The organism is Kribbella albertanoniae, assembly GCF_004348455.1.
Lineage (GTDB): Bacteria > Actinomycetota > Actinomycetes > Propionibacteriales > Kribbellaceae > Kribbella > Kribbella albertanoniae.
This window is the reverse complement of the sequence record NZ_SMKA01000203.1, coordinates 1-17,572: the sequence shown is the minus strand read 5'-3', so window position 1 is coordinate 17,572 and position 17,572 is coordinate 1. Positions and strand designations below refer to the sequence as shown.

14 protein-coding genes are annotated in these 17,572 nt (G+C 67.5%); 8 read left to right on the top strand and 6 right to left on the bottom strand.

Features of this window, described 5'->3' with window-relative positions; translation table 11 throughout:
* Positions 1 to 340 precede the first annotated feature (340 nt).
* Together E1261_RS32100 and E1261_RS32095 are read left to right on the top strand one after the other, a co-directional pair.
* Positions 341 to 529 (top strand): hypothetical protein, encoded by a 189-nt coding sequence (locus E1261_RS32100; RefSeq protein WP_132413227.1) that lies wholly within the window; start codon positions 341 to 343, stop codon positions 527 to 529.
* 7 nt (positions 530 to 536) lie between these two features.
* Positions 537 to 1,298: a phosphotransferase gene (locus tag E1261_RS32095; protein ID WP_132413225.1), complete on the top strand. Its 762-nt coding sequence runs from the start codon at positions 537 to 539 to the stop codon at positions 1,296 to 1,298.
* Here the strand turns inward: E1261_RS32095 and E1261_RS32090 are convergent.
* The 6 genes from E1261_RS32090 to E1261_RS32065 are packed head-to-tail and all read right to left on the bottom strand — an operon-like array spanning position 1,295 to position 7,960.
* Positions 1,295 to 2,110 carry a bifunctional allantoicase/(S)-ureidoglycine aminohydrolase gene (locus E1261_RS32090; RefSeq protein ID WP_132413223.1) on the bottom strand — a complete coding sequence of 272 codons (816 nt, stop codon included), beginning with the start codon at positions 2,108 to 2,110 and terminating at the stop codon, positions 1,295 to 1,297. The two genes, E1261_RS32095 and E1261_RS32090, sit on opposite strands and share 4 nt — an antisense overlap.
* Positions 2,107 to 3,438, bottom strand: coding sequence for an allantoinase AllB (allB, locus tag E1261_RS32085; RefSeq protein WP_132413221.1), 1,332 nt, complete (start codon positions 3,436 to 3,438; stop codon positions 2,107 to 2,109). Before allB ends, E1261_RS32090 begins: the two co-directional genes overlap by 4 nt.
* The gene (locus E1261_RS32080; protein ID WP_132413219.1) at positions 3,435 to 4,544 is read right to left on the bottom strand and encodes a glycerate kinase; all 1,110 of its coding nucleotides are present in this window, start codon (positions 4,542 to 4,544) and stop codon (positions 3,435 to 3,437) included. Before E1261_RS32080 ends, allB begins: the two co-directional genes overlap by 4 nt.
* On the bottom strand, positions 4,544 to 6,262 hold the full coding sequence (gcl, locus tag E1261_RS32075) for a glyoxylate carboligase (RefSeq protein WP_132413217.1): 1,719 nt from the start codon (positions 6,260 to 6,262) through the stop codon (positions 4,544 to 4,546). Before gcl ends, E1261_RS32080 begins: the two co-directional genes overlap by 1 nt.
* The gene (locus E1261_RS32070; RefSeq protein ID WP_132413215.1) at positions 6,262 to 7,137 is read right to left on the bottom strand and encodes a 2-hydroxy-3-oxopropionate reductase; all 876 of its coding nucleotides are present in this window, start codon (positions 7,135 to 7,137) and stop codon (positions 6,262 to 6,264) included. Before E1261_RS32070 ends, gcl begins: the two co-directional genes overlap by 1 nt.
* 22 nt (positions 7,138 to 7,159) lie before the next feature.
* A complete protein-coding gene (locus tag E1261_RS32065; RefSeq protein WP_132413213.1) occupies positions 7,160 to 7,960 on the bottom strand; it encodes a hydroxypyruvate isomerase family protein in 801 nt (266 codons plus the stop codon).
* Between the two features lie 178 nt (positions 7,961 to 8,138).
* On the opposite strand from E1261_RS32065, the gene E1261_RS32060 reads away from it, so the two are divergent.
* The 6 genes from E1261_RS32060 (at position 8,139) to guaD (ending at position 17,564) form a co-directional block, all read left to right on the top strand.
* Positions 8,139 to 9,671: a PucR family transcriptional regulator gene (locus tag E1261_RS32060; RefSeq protein WP_132413211.1), complete on the top strand. Its 1,533-nt coding sequence runs from the start codon at positions 8,139 to 8,141 to the stop codon at positions 9,669 to 9,671.
* Positions 9,672 to 9,792: 121 nt separating this feature from the next.
* Entirely contained in the window at positions 9,793 to 11,703 is a 1,911-nt protein-coding gene (uraD, locus tag E1261_RS32055) for a 2-oxo-4-hydroxy-4-carboxy-5-ureidoimidazoline decarboxylase (protein ID WP_132413210.1), read from the top strand.
* Positions 11,700 to 13,127 carry a xanthine dehydrogenase small subunit gene (locus tag E1261_RS32050; protein WP_132413208.1) on the top strand — a complete coding sequence of 476 codons (1,428 nt, stop codon included), beginning with the start codon at positions 11,700 to 11,702 and terminating at the stop codon, positions 13,125 to 13,127. Before uraD ends, E1261_RS32050 begins: the two co-directional genes overlap by 4 nt.
* The gene (gene xdhB, locus E1261_RS32045; RefSeq protein WP_132413206.1) at positions 13,124 to 15,463 is read left to right on the top strand and encodes a xanthine dehydrogenase molybdopterin binding subunit; all 2,340 of its coding nucleotides are present in this window, start codon (positions 13,124 to 13,126) and stop codon (positions 15,461 to 15,463) included. The genes E1261_RS32050 and xdhB overlap by 4 nt, the downstream gene beginning before the upstream one ends.
* Positions 15,451 to 16,287, top strand: coding sequence for a xanthine dehydrogenase accessory protein XdhC (gene xdhC, locus E1261_RS32040; RefSeq protein WP_132413204.1), 837 nt, complete (start codon positions 15,451 to 15,453; stop codon positions 16,285 to 16,287). Before xdhB ends, xdhC begins: the two co-directional genes overlap by 13 nt.
* Complete coding sequence (gene guaD / locus E1261_RS32035) at positions 16,284 to 17,564, top strand: guanine deaminase (RefSeq protein ID WP_132413202.1); 1,281 nt, start codon at positions 16,284 to 16,286, stop codon at positions 17,562 to 17,564. Before xdhC ends, guaD begins: the two co-directional genes overlap by 4 nt.
* Positions 17,565 to 17,572: the final 8 nt, after the last annotated feature.

Here is a 17,572-nt window from a genome sequence, read left to right as displayed (position 1 = left end):
CACACGCTCCGGCCCGGCCCGCCCCGGCCCGGCCGAAATTTGAGCGGATCTCCATTCAAGTTGCCGGTTCTCCCCCCGAATTTTGAGCAGAGAACCGACAACCTCAGGGGAGATCCCCTCGTTTTCCGGCAGCAACCGCAGCCCGGAAGCTCAGGCACCGTGGAGCCTGACGGGCTGTGGCCGAGGTGCGTGATGCCCGCGGTTCTGCGGGCTGCTGGAGCTACTTTGAGCACCCATCAGCTGATACCCCGCCGGAACGGTTGAACCGTGCTCAAGGTCGGGCGGCCGGCTCACCTTGGGCACCCCTCAACCAGCTTCCGGCCGCGGACATGGTTGATCCGTGCTCAAGGTCCAATCGGAGCAAGTCGGTGATGCGCTGGAGGTGCGTGCCGATGACGAGTACGGACGGGCAATCCCCCGAGACCAAACGCTCGTCGACGCATTCCGCCTGGCCGAGAGTCCGGGCGCCTTCAGCCGGGCCGAGTTGGCCTGGCTCAAGGCCGTCCACGACCCACAGCTCACGACATGATGACCGTATGGACGAGCGGCTTGCAGGTGGGTTCGACGGCGGGGCTTCGTTGGTCGATGGAGCGGTACGGCGTACTGCGGGGAGCTGGACCTCGTCGGTTCATGCGCTACTGGCTCACCTGGAGGCGGCCGGGTTCTCGGCGGCACCCCGGGCGTTGGGGGTCGACGCCGACGGCCGCGAGATGGTCAGCTTCCTGCCCGGGCAGACGGTCGGCAACACGCGCCCGTGGCCGTCCTGGACGCACAGTTCGTCGGCTTTGACGGACGTCGCGCAGTGGCTGCGGCGCTACCACGCGGCCGTTGCGGACTTCGTTCCGCCGGAAGACGCGTCCTGGCGCGAAGGCGGTACCTGGCAGCCAGGCATGATCATCGCGCACAACGACGCAGCGCCGTACAACGCAGTGTGGAACACCGAAGGCCTGGTCGGCTTCGTCGACTGGGACATGGCCGGCCCGGTACGCCCCGAGCTGGATGTCGCCTGGGTCGCCTTCTCCTGGACACCCCTGCACGCTCCCCACGTCGTAGCCGCCGAAGGCTTCACCGACCTCGACTCACGCCTGCCGCGCCTGTCCCACTTCCTCCGCGAGTACCACTGGCAAGGCACCACCGACGACATCCTCAACCTCGTCGCCGAACGCCTCACCCTCCAACTGACCCTGATGACCCAAGCCGCCACCACCGACCCCACCTACCAACGAATGCTCACCGCCGGCCGCGACCACGACCTGACAGTCGCCCTGAACCAGCTAGCCACCCTGCGGACCAGCTAGAGGGTCAGTTTGGGGTGGCGGTTGACGTCTTTGTAGAGGAGGTAGCGGAAAGCACCAGGGCCGCCGGCGTAGCAGGCTTGGGGGCAGAAGGAGCGGAGCCAGAGGAAGTCGCCGGCCTGGACCTCGACCCAGTCCTTGTTCAGCAAATAGACGGCTTTGCCTTCGAGGATGTAGAGGCCGTGCTCCATCACGTGGGTTTCGGGGAACGGGATGACGCCGCCGGGCTGGAAGGTGACGATGTTGACGTGCATGTCGTGGCGGACGTCGTCGGGGTCGACGAAGCGCTGGGTCTGCCAGGCGCCGTCGGTGCCGGGCATCGCGATGCCTTCGACATCAGCCTCGTTGGTGATGAGAGCCGCCGGTACGTCGATTCCCTCGATCTGCTCGTAGGCCTTGCGGATCAAGTGGAAGGTACAGGTCGCGTCGGTCAAGTTTCGGACCGTCCACCCGCCGCCCGGGGGTAGGTACGCGTAGCCACCCGGCGTCAGCACGTGGTCAGCACCATCGACGGTCAGCGTGATGTTGCCGTCGACAACGAAGATGACGGCCTCGGCGGCCGGATCGGTGTCAGGCTTGGTACTGCCGCCACCCGGGGCTACCTCGACGATGTACTGCGAGAACGTCTCAGCGAAGCCCGAGAGCGGCCGGGCGATCACCCAGAGCCGGGTGTCGTCCCAGAACGGGAGGCGGCTGGTGACGATGTCGCGCATGGTGCCGCGGGGCAGGACTGCGTAGGCCTCGGTGAAGACTGCGCGGTCCGTGGTGAGCTCGGTCTGGGAGGGCAGGCCGCCGGCAGGGGTGTAGTAGTTCATCGGGGTTCTCCTCGGGTCAGCAGGCGGCCACCAGGATCCGACAAGCCGCGAAGCCAGGTACGGCGGACTACGCCGTACAAGGTGCGGCCGTCGTACGGCGTGATGGCGTTCTTGTGGTGGAGTTCGTCAGCGTGGACGACGAAGGTCTGGTCGGGGGCGAAGGCGCAGAGGTCGGCATCGGCGCCCACCTCGATGCGCCCCTTCCCGCCAAGGCCGGTCTGGACGGCTGGGGCTAGCGACATCCAGCCGACGACGTCCGCGAGCGTGAACCCGCGCCGCCGCGCCTCGGTCCAGACCGCCGGGAGGCCGACTTGGAGGGACGCGATACCGCCCCAGGCAGTGCCGAAGTCGCCGGTGTCCAAACTCTTGAGGTCGATCGTCGACGGCGAGTGGTCGGAGACGACGAGATCGATCGTGCCGGCGCGCAGCCCCTCCCACAGCAGGTCGCGGTTCGAAGACTCGCGGATCGGCGGGCAGCACTTGTACTGCGTGGCGCCATCAGGAATCTCCTCCGCGGCAAACGTCAGGTAGTGCGGGCAGGTCTCCGCGGTGATCCGGACCCCGTCGGCCTTCGCGGCCGCGATCAGCGGCAGGACCTCGGCGCTGGAGACGTGCAGGATGTGGACGCGGCAGCCGGTCCGGCGGGCAAGATCGATGACCTGGGCAACGGCTTCGTTCTCGGCGACCCGTGGGCGCGAGTTCAGGAAGTCCCGGTACGACGCGCCGCGCGGCGGCGGAGCGTGATCGATGCTGTGGGCATCTTCCGCATGCACGATCAGCAAACCGTCGAAGGAACTGAGCTCACGCATGGCCGACGCCAGCTCAGTCGAATCGAGCGGCGGAAACTCATCGACCCCCGAGTGCAGCAGAAAGCACTTGAACCCGAAGACACCGGCCTCGTGCAGCGGCCGAAGCTGCGCCAGATTCCCCGGAATCGCACCACCCCAGAAGCCGACGTCAACGGCCGCCTGCGGGCCGGCCGTCTCCCGCTTCAACGCCAGCGCCGGTACGTCGCACGTCGGCGGAAGGCTGTTCAGCGGCATGTCGATGATCGTGGTCACGCCACCCGCGGCCGCGGCTCGGGTCGCGGAGGTGAACCCCTCCCACGCCGTCCGGCCCGGATCGTTCACATGAACATGCGAGTCGACCAACCCCGGCAACAGCACCTCGTCATCAGCGAGCCGGACCTCCGATGCGGCGCCCACCAGCTCCGCGTCGTACGGCGCGATGGCAACGATCCGGCCGTCCCGGATCCCGATCGAACCCGCCTGCTCACCCGTCGCCCGCACCACTCGCCGAGCCCGGATCACCAGATCCAATTCCGTCACGCGCTGCCCTCCCCGGTTCCCGCCATCGTAAGGTGCTCGCTCGCCAACTGCTGGGCAAGTTTCTCCAGCAGCGGAATCGGTTCCGCGATACACCGAGACACGTCTGGCTCCAGGTCGGTCAGCGCGTACGCCGCCCGGACGCCGACCGCGGTCAGCTGGGCCGGGGTCAATTCGTTCACCCCACACACCGCAACCACCGGTACGGCGGCGGCCGCGGCCGCGATTCCGGCGACCGCCTTCCCGTGCAGCGTCTGTTCGTCCAGAGCGCCCTCACCGGTGATCACCAGGTCCGCCCCGACGAGCTGCTCGCGGAACCGGACCATCTCCAGCACCAGCTCGATCCCCGGCCGCAGCTCGGCGCCCAGCAACGCCAGCGCCGCGAAGCCGACCCCGCCTGCCGCTCCAGCGCCCGGAACGTCTCGGAGGTCCCGCCCGGTCATAGCGGCCACTCGGTCGGCCCACTCCGCGAGTCTGACGTCCAGTTCGGCGACCTGCTGCGGTGACGCGCCTTTCTGCGGTCCGTAGACGGCAGCCGCACCACGCGGGCCTGTGAGTGGGTTGTCAACGTCGCACGCGACCACAACTTGTACGCCGTCGAGCCGACCCCGCAGCACGGCGACGTCGAGCGCCTGAGCGCCGGGCAGGGCACGAGCGGGCAGGACGCGGGTGAGGGCTTGGATCAGGCCGAGGCCCCCGTCCGTGGACGCACTGCCCCCGATACCGAGGATCACTCGGGTACATCCGGCGTCAACGGCCGCACCGATCAGTTCACCGACGCCAAACGACGATGTGGTCATCGGAGCGAGCACACCCGGCAGCCGAACCAGACCGCAGACATCCGCGAGCTCCACGACCGCAGTGTCCCCACGACGTGCGTACCCAGACCGGACCGGCAGCCCAGTCGGCCCCGACGCGACCACCGGCACCAGCGTGTACCCAGCCGCCACAGCAGCGGCCAGCGTCCCGTCACCACCATCAGCCACCGGTACGGCGACCACCGTCGCGCCGGGGTGCACCCGCCGTACCCCGGCTTCGACCGCAGCAGCCACCTGCGCGCTGGTCAGACTGCCCTTGAACTTGTCAGAGGCAACAACCACTCGCACCATCAGTCGAATTCGACGATGTTGTCGATCTCGAGCCCCATCGAGACATTGGTGATCCGCTCCAGGATGACCTCGACCACGATCGGCACCTGATACTCGACCATCAGCTTCTTCGCCTTCTCCAACGCAGGGAGAATCTCGTCCGGCTCAGTCACCCGGAGCGCCTTGCAGCCGAGACCTTCGGCCACCTTCAGATGGTCGACGCCGTAGCCCTGAACCTCTGGACTGTTGATGTTCTCGAACGAGAGTTGAACACAGTAGTCCATGTTGAATCCACGTTGAGCCTGTCGAATCAACCCTAGATAAGAGTTGTTCACCACGACATGGATGTACGGGATGTTGAACTGCGCCCCGACCGCCAGCTCCTCGATCAGGAACTGGAAGTCGTAGTCGCCGGAGAGCGCGACCACCGTGGCCGATGGATCCGCGACAGCCACCCCGAGCGCAGCCGGCAAGGTCCAGCCGAGCGGCCCGGCCTGGCCGGCGTTGATCCAGTGCCGCGGCCGGTACACGTGCAGCATCTGCGCAGCCTGGATCTGCGACAGCCCGATCGTTGACACGTACCGCGTGTCCGGCCCGAACGCACGGTTCATCTCCTCGTACACGCGCTGCGGCTTGATCGGCACCGCGTCGAAGTGAGTCGGCCGCTGCAACGTCGTACGACGCTCACGGCACTCCGCCGCCCACGCCGTACGGTCAGGCAATCGGTCCGCCCACTCACGGGCAACCTCGACGAGAATCTCCAAAGCCAGCCGCGCGTCCGACACGACGCCGTAGTCCGGCGCGAACACCCGTCCGATCTGCGTCGGCTCGATGTCCACATGGATGAACTTTCGTCCAGTCGTGTACACATCCAATCCACCCGTGTGCCGATTGGCCCACCGGTTCCCAATGCCCAGTACGACGTCCGCCGCGAGCATGGTCGCGTTGCCGTAGCGATGCGACGTCTGCAGCCCCACCATCCCCGCACTCAACGGATGGTCGTCGGCAATCGCACCCCACCCCATCAACGTCGGTACGACGGGAATCCCGGTCAGCTCGGCGAATTCGACCAGCAGGTCGGCCGCGTCCGCGTTGATGATGCCGCCGCCCGCGACGATCAGCGGATGCTCGCCAGCGGCCAGCATCGTCAACACCTTCTCCGCCTGCAAGCGAGTAGCGGCCGGCCGCGCCAGCGGCAGCGGCTCGTAGGTGTCGATGTCGAACTCGATCTCGGCCAGCTGAACATCGCCCGGCAAATCGACCAGCACCGGCCCCGGACGCCCGGAACGCATGACCTGGAAGGCTTTCTGGAAGGTCCCCGGTACCTGCGCGGCCTCCATCACAGTGACCGCCCACTTCGCCACCGGAGCAGCGATCGACGAGATGTCGACCGCCTGGAAGTCCTCCTTGTGCAGCTTCGCCACCGGCGCCTGGCCCGTGATGCAGAGGATCGGGATCGAGTCGGCGATGGCGGAGTACAGGCCGGTGATCATGTCGGTTCCAGCAGGCCCCGACGTACCGATGCAGACACCGATGTTGCCGGCCCGCGCCCGCGTGTAGCCCTCAGCCATGTGCGATGCGGCCTCGACGTGCCTGGCCAGCACATGCTTGATGCCCCCATGAGCACGCATCGCGCTGTAGAACGGATTGATCGCGGCCCCCGGCAACCCGAACGCCTGCGTCGATCCCTCCTTCTCCAGGATCAGCACCGCGGCGTCAACCGCACGCATGCGAGCCATCAGCTAACCGCCTGACCGGACAACCGCTCCACGCCACGCAGCAACGCGGAATGGTCGAGGCCACCATCACCATTGACCCGCGCTGACGCGACCAGTTGCGCGACCAAAGAGCCGAGCGGTACGACGACGCCCGCCTCCCGAGCCGCCGCGGTCACGATGCCCATGTCCTTGTGGTGCAAGTCGATCCGGAACCCGGGCTCGAAGGAACGCGACAACATGTTCGCCTTCTTCTGCTGAAGCACAGCCGACCCGGCAAGCCCACCACCAAGGACCTCCAGAGCCGCGGAAGTGTCGACGCCGTACGCCTCCAGAAAAACGAGGGCCTCGGCAACCGCTTGGATGTTCGCGGCAACGATCAACTGATTCGCAGCCTTCACCGTCTGCCCCGAACCACTAGGCCCGACATGCACAACCGTCTTACCCACAACGTCGAACAACGGCCGAGCCTCAGCGAAGTCCTCAGCCGAGCCGCCCACCATGATCGACAGTACGGCGTTCTTCGCGCCCGCCTCACCGCCGGAAACCGGTGCGTCGAGCAACCGAAATCCCAGCGCCCGCGCCTGCGAGGCAAGCTGCTGGGTGACGTCGGGACGGATGCTGGAGAAGTCGATGATCAGCGTGCCCGTCTCCGCCTCCTGGAAGACGTCATCGAGCACCTCCTGGACGTCCGGCGAGTCGGGCACCATCACGCAGATCACGTCGGCGCCCTTGACCGCGTCGCCGATCGACGTCGCGGCGCGGCCTCCCGCAGCCACCAGTTCCGCGGCTCGCGAAGGACTGCGATCCAGCCCGGCCACGGTGTGACCGGCGTTCGCCAGGTGAACAGCCATCGGGTTGCCCATGATCCCGAGGCCGATGAAAGCAATATTCGTCATCTCGTGTGTCTCCTATCGAGGGTCAGCGGCGCTCGAACGGCAGCCAGCCGAAGCATTCGTCAGTACTGGTGGACGGCTTGTACTCGAGCCCGACCCACCCCGTGTAGCCATTCGCCTCGAGAGCGGTCAACTGCTGGTCGAGCGGCAAGGTGCCGGACCCCGGCTCGTTACGACCGGGCGCATCAGCGATCTGCACATGCGCGATCCGCGAGGTGTGCTCGGCGATCACCCGCTCGACGTCGTCCCCGTTGACCGCAAGGTGGTAGAGGTCGGCGAGCAGACCAAGATTCGGTACGTCGACCCGGTCGATCACGGCCAGCGCCTCAGCAGCTGTCTTGAGCGGGTACCGATCAGCCCCGCTGACCGGTTCGACCAGCACCGTCGCGCCGATCCGGGCGGCCGCCCGAGCAGCGAGCGCGAGGTTCTCAACGGCAAGCTCGTCCTGCTCCTCCGCCTGCAGACCTTCCAAGCGGTTCCCGTAGAGCGCGTTGAAGCCGGCAGTCCCGAGCCGCTCACCGATGCCGACGGTCACGTCGACGTTGTCGCGGAACTCACCGGCCCGCTTCGGCCAGGACACCAGACCGCGATCGCCACCAGGCATGTCGCCGGCGAAGAAGTTCAGCCCGGTCAGCTGGACGCCGGCCTCGGTGATCGCGGTGACGAACGCGTCCACCTGGCGGTCCGGCGGCACCGCCTCGACGAACGGCCACCAGAACTCGACCGCCCCGAATCCGGCCTGCCGGGCCGCGGCCGGGCGCTCCAGCAGGGGCAGCTCGGTGAAGAGCAGCGAACAGTTCACCGTGTGGCGCAACTGATGGGCCATGGTCACTCCAGTTTTCCGTATTGCGGAATCTAAATTCTGTTCTGCGAAAGGACCATAAGTTCGCGACCAACCGGGCGTCAAGCGCTCGCGGGGTCTCCCACGTACGCGGGTGCGCGTTGTACGTTCCTCTAAAGGCAGAGCTGGGAGCCTGAACAGGCACAACCTCAGGAGGTACGGCGTGCTGCTGTCGGAGTTGCTGGATGCGCCGGAGCTCGGACTGCGGTTGATGCATGCCGCCGGTGGCGCTCTGGACCGGCCGGTCGGGCGGCTGGTGGTGACCGACCTCCTGGATCCGGGCCGCTATCTGAACGGCGGCGAGGTCGTGCTGACCGGGCTGGTCTGGCGCCGCCGACCACTCGACAGCGAGCTGTTCGTAGCCTCGATGGCCGGCCGCGGGGCCACCACGATCTTGGCCGGGCGAGCGCAACTGGGCGACGTACCGGCTGATCTGCTCGACGCCTGTCAGCGGCACGAGGTGACCTTGGTCGAGGTGCCGATCGAGATCGCGTTCGCCGATATCACCGAGTACGTCGCTGCCGCGGGATCGGCGGAGACCGGAGCCCGGCTGTCCGCGAGCCTGATCCGCCAGCGGCAACTGTTGTCCTCGATCGCGTCGGGCCGCAGTCTGGACGAGCTCGCGGCCCGGATCTCCGCTGAGATCGGGCACGACTGCCGGGTCCTCACGTCGACCGGGCGGCACGTCGTCCCGGGGCCCGGCGAGCTGCCGGACGAGGTGCTGGACACGATCACCCACCGGTTCCTGACCGCGGATCGGACTCCCGCGGTCGCGGTCGCGGGCGAGACGCCGTACAGCCTGTTCCCGGTCGGTTCCGGGCTCGGCAACCGGCTGACCGCGTGGGTGCTGGTGATCGAGGGCGACCACACCACCTGGTCGCGCGATCACGTCGAGGCGGTCCACGAACTGTGCGCGATCGGCGCTCTGGATCGGGCCAGACGGGACGAAGGCAGGCGCGCGCTGCGTCCTTTGGTGGCCGATGCGCTGGCCCTGGTCGAGTCCGGCGCACCCCATGCCGAGGTCGCCGCACGGCTTCGGCAGGCGGGCGCGTACTCGGGCCGGCCGCTGGTTGTCGCGGTCGGTGAGCTGCGCGACGACGGCCCCAGCGAGGTCGCGCTCAGCCTGTTCGAGGACGTCGCGCTGACCGTCGGACCCGCCGTCGTCGCGCCATCGAGGGACGGTCTGCTGGTCGGCTTTCTGCCGGCCGCGCCCGGTCTGGCGGAGCAGCTACGCCACGCCTTCGGGCGGCTCGCACCCGGCTTGCACCGGGCCCGGCTCGCGGTCGGCGTGAGCGGGGAAACGTCGGTCGACGCGCTCGCGGGCGGGCTCGAGGAGGCCCGCTTCGCCCAGCGCGCCGCCGCGGGCAGCCGGGCGCCGGTCTCGGTCGTCACGTCGGACGAGGTCGCCTCGCACGTGCTCCTGCTCTCCACGCTGCCCGACGACGTCCGCCGTACCTACACCCAGCGCGTCCTCGGCCCGGTGCTCGAGCAGGACCGCCGGACCAACGCCGACCTGCTCACCACCCTGCAGGCCTTCCTCGGTTGCGACGGTTCCTGGACCCGTACGGCGGACCTTTTACACCTGCACGTCAACACTGTTCGGTACCGGATCGAACGCGTTGAGCAACTGACCGGACGCGATCTGTCGACGCTCGAGAACCGGGTTGACGTGTTTCTGGCCCTGAAGTCACTCTGATTGGTGGATCCTCCAAAACCGGAGGTTCTCCGCCAGTTCATCTTCGGAGGTTCCTTGGGTGCAATCCGGGCCGCTCCGGGCCGATGCTGGCGTGCAGGTCAAACCTGAGGAGCGATGTCCGATGAAGGCAGCCCGCACCAGCCGCCACCCTGTCGACCAGGTACTGCCTCCCGGCAAACTCGTCGTCTACGGCACCCAGCACGTGCTCGCGTTCTACGCCGGCGCCGTGATCGTGCCGATCCTGCTGGCCAACGCGATCGGGCTGAGCACCGAGCAGCTGATCCACCTGATCAACGCCGACCTCTTCACCTGCGGGATCGCCTCGATCATCCAGTCGGTCGGCTTCTGGAAGGTCGGCGTCCGGCTGCCGCTGCTGCAGGGCGTCACGTTCACGGCGGTCTCGCCGATGATCGCGATCGGCCTGGCCGCGGGCGGTGGTACCAACGGCCTGCTGGTGATCTACGGCGCCGTACTGGTCGCCGGACTGGCCACCTTCTTCATCGCGCCGTACTTCAGCCGGCTGATCCGCTTCTTCCCGCCGGTGGTGACCGGCTCGGTGATCACGATCATCGGCCTGGCGCTGCTGCCGGTCGCGGCCGGGGACGCCGTCGGTGGCGCGGGACCGAACGCGGCGCCGACCAGCGGCAAGAACATGGCCTACGCGCTCGGCACGCTCGCCCTGATCGTCCTCATCCAGCGCGTATTCAAGGGCTTCATGGCGACGATCGCCGTACTGGCCGGGCTCGTGATCGGGACCCTCGTGGCCTGGGCGTTCGGCGATGCCCACTTCGGCGCGGTGGGCGAAGCGGCGTGGGTCGGGGTCACGCAGCCGTTCTACTTCGGCTGGCCCAAGTTCTCACTCGCAGCAATCATTTCGATGATCGTGGTCATGCTGATCACCGCGGTCGAGACGACCGGCGACGTCTTCGCGACCGGTGAGATCGTCGAGAAGCGGATCGGCAAGGAGGACATCGCCAAGGCACTCCGGGCCGACGGCCTGGCCACGACGATCGGCGGCGTCTTCAACTCGTTCCCCTATACCTGCTTCGCCGAGAACGTCGGTCTGGTCCGGCTGACCCGGATCCGCAGCCGCTGGGTGGTCGCGGCAGCCGGTGGAATCATGATCCTGCTCGGCCTGATACCGAAGGCGGGCGCGATCGTTGCCGGTATCCCCCATCCGGTGCTTGGCGGCGCCGCGCTGGCGATGTTCGCGACCGTGGCCGTGGTCGGATTCCAGACGCTGGCGAAGGTCGACTTCAACGACCACCGCAACGTGGTGATCGTGGCGACCAGCGTCGGCCTGGCCATGTACGTCACGGCGCAGCCGCAGGTCGCGCAGGCGGTCCCGGATTGGGCCGAGATCATCTTCGGCAGCGGCATCACGCTCGGCAGCCTGACCGCCATCTTCCTGAACATCCTGTTCCACCACGTCGGCAAGGACTTCGGCCCCGCCGTGGCCGGGCAGCCGGGCGATTCGATCCGGCTGGACCAGGTGAACAAGATGACCCAGTCGGAGTTCGTCGAGACGTTCGGCGACCTGTTCCAGGGGCCGCGCTGGGCGGTCGAGCGCGCCTGGGAGCTACGCCCGTACGCCGACACGCACGCACTCCGCAGGTCTTTCCAGGAGGCGCTGTTCTCCGGCTCGCGTGATGAGCAGCGTGCCCTGATCGAGGCGTACCCGCAGCTCGGCTCGCAGTTCGTCGCCGATGGTCTGAGCGGCCCGGCGTCATTGCGGGACCAGTCCGACAAGGGTCTGACCTTCTTGGCCGATCCGGAGCGTGACGAGTTGGCTACGATCACTGAGGCTTACCGCGAACGATTCGGTTTCCCACTTGTGATCAGCGTTCGCGACGCCGAGTCGTACGCTCGAATTGTCGAGCAGGGCCGCATCCGGCTCGGCAACTGCGAAAACCAGGAGCACGCCGCCGCGCTGCTCGAGATCGCGAAGATCGCCGGCTACCGGTTCGACGACTACGTCTCCGAGGCCAACCCGATTCACAGTGCGAGAACCCGTTGGAGCAGCAACCGATGACCAATCAGTCCCTGACCGTCAATGGCGAGCGGACCGCGATCGGCGCCGTACCGGTCCACACCTCCGTGCTGGACTGGCTGCGCGACCGCGGCCTGACCGGCGCGAAGGAGGGCTGCGCCGAGGGTGAGTGCGGTGCGTGCTCGGTGCTGGTGGCCCGGCCGGGTATCGACACGCCGACGGAGTGGACCGCGGTGAACGCGTGTCTGTTGCCGATCGCATCTTTGGATGGGCAGGAGGTGGTCACCTCCGAGGGTCTGGGTACGCCGGCTGAGCTGCATCCGGTGCAGCAGGAGATGGCGGTCCGCGGTGGTTCACAATGCGGATTCTGTACGCCGGGCTTCGTCTGCAGCATGGCGGCGGAGTACTACCGTCCGGGGCGGTCGGCATGTTCTGGGGACGCTGAGCATGGTGAGAATGGGTTCGATCTGCACTCGTTGAGCGGGAACCTCTGCCGGTGTACCGGGTACCGGCCGATTCGTGATGCTGCTTATGCGCTTGGGGATCCGGGGGCGAACGACGTACTGGCTGGGCGAGCTGCCGCGGCGCCACCTGCACCTGTTGCCACCGGCATGCATTCTGCTGAGGGGTCATTTGTCCGGCCAGCCTCGCTCGACGACGCTCTGTCGTTGCTTGCCGAGCGCTCGGATGCTCAAGTTGTTGCCGGGTGCACCGATACTGGTGTTCAGGTCAACATCTTCGGGTCGCGGCCTTCGCTGACGATCGCGATCGATCGGTTGTCCGAGCTTCGTGGGTTTGAGGTCGGCGCCGGGGAGGTGCGGCTCGGCGCGGCGCTGACGCTGACCGAGATCGAGCGTCGGCTCGCTGGGCGCGTCCCCTTGCTGGAGCAGATGTTCCCGCAGTTCGCGTCGCGGCTGATCCGGAACGGGGCCACGATCGGTGGCAACCTCGGGACCGGATCGCCGATCGGTGACACCCCGCCCGCGTTGCTCGCGCTGGATGCGTCCCTGGTGCTCGCATCGCAGCGCGGTGAGCGGGTGGTTCCACTGGCGGAGTACTTCACCGGCTATCGGCAGACGGTGAAGGCCGCTGACGAGCTGATCAAGACGATCGTGATTCCGTTGCCGTTGGCACCGATGACGGCGTTCCACAAGATCGCGAAGCGGCGCTTCGACGACATCTCGAGTGTGGCGATCGGGTACGCCGTTGAGGTTCGCGACGGGGTGGTTGCCGCGGCGCGGATCGGCCTTGGTGGGGTTGCGGCGACACCGTTGCGGGCGCGGGCCACCGAGGCGGCGTTGATCGGGCAGCCGTGGACCGAGGAGACCGTGCGGACGGCAGCTGGGGTGATGGCGGCCGAGGGTACGCCGATGGACGATCACCGGGCGAGTTCGTCGTACCGGTCGGCGATGCTCGGGCAATCGTTGCTGCGCTTCTATTTCGCTGAGCAGGGGGTGCTCGCATGACGTTATTGTCGGAGCGGCCGGCTGCGGCGGTTGTCGGTGTGCCGATGCCGCATGAGAGTGCTGCGTTGCATGTGACCGGGAACGCCTTGTATACCGACGATCTGGTGCAGCGGACGCGCGACGTCCTGCATGCCTGGCCGGTGCAGTCGCCGCACGCGCATGCGCGGATCACGGCACTGCGCGTGAAGCCGGCGTACGACGTACCGGGTGTCGTGCGGGTGTTGACGGCTGAGGACGTTCCTGGGGTGAACGACGCGGGGATCAAGCACGACGAGCCGCTGTTCCCTCGTGAGGCGATGTTCCACGGGCATGCGATCTGCTGGGTGCTGGGGGAGACGCTGGAGGCGGCGCGGCTCGGGGCGTTGGCGGTGGAGGTTGAGTACGAACCGCTGCCTTCGTTGGTGTCGGTTCGTGAAGCGATCTCGGCTGGGAGCTTTCAGGGGACCGGGCGGCATCTGGAGCGTGGGGATGTGTCGGCTGCGTTGGCTGATGCGGCGCATGTGTTCCGGGGTGAGTTCGAGTTTGCCGGTCAGGAACACTTCTACCTTGAGACGCACTCGGCGTTGGCTCTGGTTGACGAGTACGGGCAGATCTTCGTCCAGTCGAGTACGCAGCACCCGTCGGAGACGCAGGAGATCGTTGCGCATGTGCTCGGGCTGTCCAGCCACTCGGTGACTGTGCAGTGTCTGCGGATGGGCGGCGGTTTCGGCGGTAAGGAGATGCAGCCGCACGGGTTCGCCGCGATCGCCGCATTGGGCGCGACGCTGACCGGGCGGCCGGTGCGGTTGCGGCTGAACCGGACGCAAGACATGACGATGTCGGGTAAACGGCACGGTTTCCACAGCTCGTGGACTGTTGGGTTCGACGCGGACGGCCGACTGTTGGCGTTGGACGCGACGTTGACGGCGGACGGTGGCTGGAGCCTGGACCTGTCTGAACCTGTACTGGCCCGGGCGATGTGCCACATCGACAACGCCTACGAGATCCCGCATGTGCGCGTCGACGGCCGGATCGCGAAGACCAACAAGACCTCGCAGACCGCGTTCCGGGGCTTCGGCGGACCGCAGGGGATGCTGGTGATCGAGGACATCCTCGGTCGCTGCGCCCCACTGCTCGGGTACGACGCTCTGGAGCTCCGCCGGCGGAATTTCTATCAGCCCGGCGACTCGACGCCGTACGCGCAGCCGGTGCGGCACGCGGATCGGTTGGAGTCCTGCTGGAGTCAGGTGCTGTCCGGCGGTGAGGTGGCTGCCCGGCAGGCCGAGATCGCGGCGTTCAACACGTCGCACGAACACGTGAAACGCGGACTCGCCATGACGCCGGTCAAGTTCGGCATCTCGTTCAACCTGACCGCGTTCAACCAGGCCGGCGCATTGATCCATGTGTACAAAGATGGATCGGTCTTGATCAATCACGGTGGCACCGAGATGGGTCAAGGTTTGCACACCAAGATGCTGCAAGTTGCCGCGACCGCCTTGGGCCTGCCGCTCTCCCGGGTGCGCCTCGCCCCCACCCGCACCGACAAGGTCCCGAACACCTCAGCGACCGCCGCATCCGCCGGTGCCGATCTCAACGGGGCCGCGGTGAAGAATGCGTGCGAGCAGATCCGGGAGCGGCTGGCGCAGGTAGCCGGTGGGCGACTCGGCATCAGCCCGTCCGACGTACGGTTCGCCGACGGCGTCGTACGGGGGCTGTCTGGGGACGGTCTGCCGTGGGACGAGCTGGTCAAGGCGGCGTACATGCAACGCGTCCAGCTGTGGGCCGCTGGGTTCTACCGCACCGAGGGTCTGCACTGGGATGCCAACGCGATGCGCGGCGAGCCCTTCAAGTACTTCGCGTACGGCGTTGCCGCGTCGGAGGTGGAGGTCGACGGGTTCACCGGTGCCTACCGGCTGCGCCGGGTCGACATCGTGCACGACGTCGGCGACAGCCTGAGTCCGCTGATCGACATCGGCCAGATCGAGGGCGGTTTCGTTCAGGGCGCCGGATGGCTGACGCTCGAGGACCTGCGCTGGGACGAGAGCACCGGGGAACGGCGTGGACGGCTGGCGACTCAGGCCGCCAGCACCTACAAGCTTCCGAGCTTCTCCGAGATGCCCGAGGTCTTCAACGTCCGGTTGCTGGAGAAGGCGCATGAGGACGGCGCGGTCTACGGTTCCAAGGCCGTGGGCGAACCGCCGCTGATGCTGGCGTTCTCGGTTCGCGAGGCGTTGCGGCACGCGGCCGCCGCCTTCGGTCCCGCTGGCACGAGCGTCGATCTGCCGTCACCAGCCACCCCCGAGGCCGTCTACTGGGCGCTGGAGCGGGCGCGTGGAGGTGTCTCGTGGAGTGGGTGAAGGCAATCCAGACCCTACGAGCCGGCCGACGCGCCGGGGTACTCGTCACCGTGACCTCGGTGCGCGGCCACGCGCCGCGCGAGGCCGGCGCGAAGATGGTCGTTGCCTCGGACAACGTCTGGGCGACGGTCGGTGGCGGCAACCTGGAGGCACTGGCGATCGAGCGGGCGCGGCAGATGATCGCATCGGGGGTTGCCGCGCCTGAGGAGCTCACCGCGGCCTTGTCCGACAAGGCGCCGTACCAGCATGGTGTGCAGTGTTGTGGAGGCGAAGTCACGTTGCTGCTCGAACCGCTGCCGGTGGTGCCGTCCGTGGCGATCTTCGGGCTCGGCCACGTCGGGCTCGAGCTGGCGCGGATCCTCGCGCGGCACGACATCGAGCTGCACCTGGTCGACTCGCGACCGGAACAACTGACCGCGGAACGGCTCGCCGTACTGGATGACGCGATCGCTTCCGTCCACGTGCACAACGTGCCTGTCCTGCCCGAGCTGGTCGTCCGCGAGCTGCCTCCAGGCACACATGCGGTGATCATGACGCACGACCATGCGGAGGACGCCGCGCTGTGTGATGCCGCGATCCGCAACGACCACCTGGCCACCATCGGGCTGATCGGTTCCCGGGCCAAGTGGGCCCGCTTCCAGCGCAAACTCGCCGAGGACGGCAACGCCCCCGAGTCGATCGCGCGCATCACCACTCCGATCGGAGTTTCCGGCATCACCGGTAAGGAGCCGGCCGTCATCGCAGTCAGCGTCGCGGCGTGGCTGCTCGAACTGTTCACCGCCGAGCGTCGCCCTGCGCCGGCTCATCGTGAGGCGAAGGCATGACGATCTTCCGTGGCACTTTCATCGACATCCCGGAGAACCCGTTCACCGGTGGTGTCCTGCGCGTCGACTCCGACGCGGGGCTGCTGGTCGAGGACGGTGTGATCGTTGCCCGCGGCCCCTTCCTCGACATCCGCCGCGCACACCCGGCCGAACCGGTGGTCGACCTGACCGGCAGCGTCGTACTGCCCGGGTTCGTCGACTCGCACGTGCACTTCCCGCAGATCCGCGCGGTCGGTGGTCTCGGCCTACCGCTGCTCGAGTGGCTGGACAAGTACGCGCTGCCTGAGGAAGCCCGGATGGCTGACGCTGCCTACGCCGCTGGGGTGGCGCGCGAGTTCGTGCGCGGGCTCGCCTCAGCCGGTACGACGTCCGCACTGGTCTTCGGCGCGCACTACTCCGACGCCATGGACGCCTTGTTCGGCGCGGCGTCCGAGGTCGGGCTCCGGATCACCAGCGGGTTGGTTTTGAGCGACCGCTTGCTGCGACCCGACCTGCTCACCACACCGGTCCGCGCGTACGCCGAATCGCTCGCGCTTGCCAACCGCTGGCACGGCACCGGCCGCAACCGGTACGCCGTGACGCCGCGATTCTCACTCTCTTGCACCGACGAGCTACTCGCCACCTGCGGTGAGCTGATGGAAGCGATCCCCGGCGCGCTCTTCACCTCCCACGTGAACGAGAACAAGGCCGAGATCGCCACCGTCGCTGACTTGTTCGGCGGCAGCGACTACGTGACGACGTACGAGCGGCACGGCCTGGTCGACCGCCGTACCGTCCTCGCCCACAACGTGCACCCGACCGACGTCGAACTCAAACTCCTCGGCGTCAACGGCGCATCCGTCGCCCACTGCCCCACCAGCAACGCGGCCCTCGGCAGCGGCCTGTTCCCACTCCACCGCCACCTCCAGTACGGCGTCCGCGTCGCCCTCGGCTCGGACGTCGGCGCCGGCGCCGGCTTCTCCCTCCTCAAGGAAGGCCTACAGGCCTACTTCTGCCAGCAACTCCTAGCCGACCAAGGCCGCCCCCTCACCGGCACCCACCTCCTCTACCTAGCCACCACCGCCGGCGCCGAAGCCCTCAACCTCCCCCAGGTAGGCCACCTCTCCCCCGGCCAAGCCTTCGACGCCCAACTCATCCGCCCCGCCGAAGACTCCCCCCTCGCCATCGGCATCAGCCACGCCGAAGACTACGAAGAAGCAGTAGCCCGAATCTTCACCCTAGGCACCACCACCGACGTACAAGCCGTCTGGATCAACGGCGACCTCCTCACCACCTGACCCGAACC